Source organism: Slackia sp., from assembly GCF_977041755.1.
Genome location: NZ_CDRRGL010000142.1, coordinates 1 through 4,415, shown reverse-complemented (window position 1 = coordinate 4,415; position 4,415 = coordinate 1). Strand labels below are relative to the sequence as shown.

Genomic DNA, 4,415 nt, shown 5'->3' with positions numbered 1-4,415 from the left:
ACCAATCGTTTTTCCAGTATTTCGTCCAGTACGTTTGCTAGAATTACAGTATTGGTTTTAAGAACAGCGAGGTCAGACGGTTAATTCGAGTCGCGGAAGGTCGGGTAAGGAATAAGCTTCCCAAGCTTACAACGCGGGTTCGATTCCCGTCGCCCGCTCCATGGAATCCGAAGCCAAGGACATGTTCCTTGGCTTTTTTTGTTTACGAAAACGTAGCGGGACTCGAACCCGTTAAATGCTCGCAAGTCGATTAACGAAACAGCCGAAACGGGCAACCACCCGAGAAGCCATATTAAAAAAGCCCCTTACGGGGCTTTGATGATGCTTTATTTTGCAGCGCCAATGCGGCAGATGGTGGTTCCGCAATCGGGGCACTTACCTTTGGTAATCGGCTTTCCGTTCTTGGTAACGCCCTCAACGGGATTCTGCATTTCCTTTTTAGCCTTGCACTTCACGCAGTAAGCCTCGATAGCCATAAGTAACCTCCAATGGTTCATTTGGCAAGCGCTCTATGGGCGCTCCTTAACACAACGGCCTTTCACGAGGCCGTTTGAGTACCGATATATAATACCGTATTTTCTAGCCCCTCACTTCGCGATTCGACGCCGTAAAGAGTCGGAATCGCCTGGGGTAACAAAAAAGCCGCCGAATGGCGGCTTTTTCATAGGCTAGATATTCTTCAGCAGCTCCACAACGAAATCGGCAGCCGCATCGACGCTCTGGGAATCGATGTTTTCCATCATATCGTTCGCTTGAGCGTATCGAGCTGGCGCATAGCCGTCCATGCCAACAAGCGACATGGCTTGCATGCGATGCTTCGCGGCGTAGCTTGCAGGGCTTTCTTTCCAATCAATAGAAGCACTTGCCAGCTGCACGCCCGATGCCTGAGACGCCTTCTTAATGAAGCGCTTCATGCGAGGCGAGCATTTAGCCTGCGAGAGGTCGCCTTCATGCTCGAGATAGGAAAGCGTGCCGCCACCCAACGCCTCGAGGTTCACGATAACGGCGCCGCGCATTTCAGGCGCATGCTCGGCGAGGAATGCCTTGATGCCGCCATTGTTGGCGAGCTCAGAGCCAAGAGCAACGAACCACACCTCGGTATTGATGTCGCCAGCCGCGAAAGAATAAATCTGCTGAATCTCTTCGGCGGTTTCGATCTTATCGCCCTCAGACGTGGCATGGCGCAGCGCAGCTTCGTACGCCGAAGCGAACGAATCGGACGAAACCGAAGCACCCTGCGACACCGCCGGCGTTGCGGGAGCAGGCGCGGGAGCTTGTTCGGCCGCATCTGCGGAAGCAGCCCCGTTCGCTTCGCCCAAAACGCGCGCACGCATATTCGAGAATGCGCCGCCATTCCAATCGTCATCTTCGTCACGGAAGCTCTCCCAGCCACCACGGGCTTTTCCAACCTCGCGTGCGTCGAAATCGTCACCCACGCCAAGCCATTCGGAAGCGCTTTCCTCTTCTTCCTTCTTCTTGCGACGGAATTTGCCGAAGAACTTACCAACGCGCGACTGGGGCATTTCGACATAGCCAGGGCCGGCGAATGCGCCGGTCTCGGTGAAATCGCTCTGGAAGGCGGAGTCGTCAGCGTCGTCGATATACATATCTTCAGGCTCGACACCCTCGAGGAGCTCGTCGCCCACAGGCTCAGCGCCAATGGAGCTAATGGCCGAGAAAGAACCCGTGAGGCTCACGTTGGAGCGCTGCTCTGCAGAAGGCACCTCGTAGGCACCAGCGCCAACAGCAGGCGCGGCTGGAATGGAAGGCATTGCGACGGTTGCGCCCAGTGCCGGGGTTTCGATTTGGGGGACCGACGTCGAAAGCAAGCTCTTGGCGGCTTCGGTGCTGCGATTCTCGGCGGCGCTGGCAAGCGGGGCACGCTGGCGCAGTTCATCGAACGAGATAGGCTTCGGTTCAGGCGCTACCATGGGAGGCAGCTCGATACGCGGCAAATCGACCACGGGGATGTTCGCCGAAATAACCTTCGCGGCGGGCTGGGCCGCAGCGTCAGCTTCGGCGCCCTCAGAAACGTGAGCGCTTCCAGCGATCGCCGCTTCGTATGCAGCAACGCCCGATTGCTGGACTGCCACTTTTTCATCCACTGCGATATCCACAGCTTCAGCCGCCGTCGCTTCAACAATCACGCGAGGCGTGGTCGCGCGTTCGGCCTGCACAGCAGAACGATCGGCGGGCGGCTGATAGTACATCATTTGGGGAAGACGCGTCGTTGCGGCGGCGGGGCTCACGGGAGCCTTGTCGGCAGCGGGCTGCTGTACTTCAGGAAGGGGTTCTTCCGAAGCGGAGACGGGCGCGGCTTCGATTTCGGTTTGAGCGGGCTGATTCTCCCGGGTGAGTTCCTGCGCAGGATCGGCCGCCTCACCAGCGGGCTCGGCCGCAACGGGCTCGGCAGGCTTCACGGCATACATATCGGCGGAAGGCTTGGGAGCTTCGATTTCCTTGGACTCATCCGCAACAGACACAGCCAGGGGTTCTGCAGCACGTGCGACAGGCGCAGCGGAAGCGGCCGGTTCGGAAGCGACAACAACCGCGGGAGCGGCAGCCTCATCCTGAGTCGTTGCGGGTTCGGCAGCGGCAGTTGCCTGAGCAGCACCCGTCGGGTAGTCGGCAAAGCGAGAACGATACGTATCGTCCGCGGCGGCCTGCTCATTCGATTCGGCCATCTTCTCGCGAGCTTTCTCGGTCGCCTTCTTATACCAATCGGGCACCGACGCCGGACGGCTCGCAGCCGCAGCTGCAGCAGCGCTCGCTGCTTGCGCCTCGGCAATACGTGCAGCCTCGGCGGCTGCGGCCTCTGCCTCGTGGCGGGCGCGCACGCGCTCTTCATACGCGGCGCGCGCATCGGCGGCCGCTTCTTCCTGAGCATGCTTTTCGTTCAATTCGGCAGCCTTCGCGGCAACCTCGGCAAGAGGGCCTTCGGGAGCGCCGGTCAACGCGGCCATAGTTTCCTTGCGCTGCTGCGCGGTATCGGCAACGATGGGACCGTCTTTCAGCTGTACCAGGTTGTCGGAAATGCTCGAAGGCTCACGCTTTTCGGAAACGAAAGAGACATCTTCGCCGGTAGCAATAGGCGCATCGGTGGAAACTTCACCATTGCCAAGGCGACGGGCAACCTCAAGCATGACGGCAACGCCAGAAGCGTTATCGTTCGCGGCTTCCGTGAAGGGGCCGAATTTCTCGAGCAGGGCGAACACGAGCAAGGCAGCACTCGGAATAAGGCATACGCCCGCGAGCACGGCGAGCACCAAAGAAGCAGCGCCTTCGGAAAGCACGACGCCACGCAGAAGCATAAACACTGCCGCGACAACCATGCCGCCAAGCGCGCCATAGCGCAGAGGACGCAGCGCGCGAACGAAGACACCAGCGGTTTCGCGGCGCACCTTGCCGCTGTCGTAGTTAGCAACCACGATAACCTTGCGGCGACGCGAACCCGCAGCATCGCTCGATTGAGTGGGCTCGTACTTCGCAACGATGTTCTGGCTCACGCCCTTCGTGAACACCTGTGAAAGAAGAGGGTGGTCGAGCGCCTCGGAAATGGCAACAGCGGCCGCAGCCAGAGCCAACACGCCGGCCGGAATAGCGATAACAGGCAGAATAATGCCGAGCAGCACTGCAACGATTGCCACGCCATAGCAAATGATCGGCGTCATAAGCGCGTTGGAGTTGCAGGTGAAATCTTCGATTTGTGCAGATAGATGGGCATCTTTTTGCAAGCGCTCAGTAATATAGAGCGCAGCTTGCTGTTCCTCTTCGGTTCCCGCGGGACGCGGGCCAATTTCTTGGGAGAGGTATGCTATATGATCCATTGGTGTGCTCATGTTGCACCTTTCACAGACTTTATTCGCCATGATGTGGGCATATTCGTTTGAAAGTATACTCCATCAACCGCTGATGCCGAGATAATCACGAAGAAACGCATCGCATGCGGCTGCCTGGGAGCGTATTTCCATATACTGCTGACGCGAATCGCCGAGCGATTCATCGAGCGCCGACACAATGGGCGCTTCTGTGGTTTTGGGAAGCTTGGCCGCGAGTTCGGCGGCAGCAGCGTCGCATTCGTTGTACTTTTCATTGTTCGAATCGGCGGTCGCCTTGTCTTGCACGTAAATCGCTTCGTCAGACGCGATGGCATACGCAATCGACTGCTGCCGCGCTGCAATGTAGTCGTCGAACGGGCCATAATCAGCGGGATACAAGGCTTGCGCTTGTTCGAATTGCGACGACGCTTGCATCAAAAGCTCGCGGGCGTGTTCGCATTTCTTTTGGGAAGCCCGCGTATTTTCCTCATTGGTATCGGTCACCAATTCGGCGGCCTCTCGAAGAAGGGCGTCGGCGCTGAGCACGTTTTCCCAGCACGAAGCCATGAGGTTTGAGGCTTGCTTGGCAGCCTGTTC

General features: G+C 58.2%; 2 protein-coding genes and 1 pseudogene. All 3 read right to left on the bottom strand.

Annotated features, from left to right (window positions below; translation table 11 throughout):
• Positions 1-326 precede the first annotated feature (326 nt).
• Positions 327-476 (bottom strand): DUF5679 domain-containing protein, encoded by a 150-nt coding sequence (locus tag ACWI8T_RS08455; protein WP_302886281.1) that lies wholly within the window; start codon positions 474-476, stop codon positions 327-329.
• A gap of 192 nt (positions 477-668) precedes the next feature.
• Complete coding sequence (locus tag ACWI8T_RS08450; protein WP_449138621.1) at positions 669-3,839, bottom strand: M28 family peptidase; 3,171 nt, start codon at positions 3,837-3,839, stop codon at positions 669-671.
• A 63-nt stretch (positions 3,840-3,902) separates the two neighbouring features.
• Positions 3,903-4,415: pseudogene (locus ACWI8T_RS08445) on the bottom strand (hypothetical protein); the annotation flags it as partial.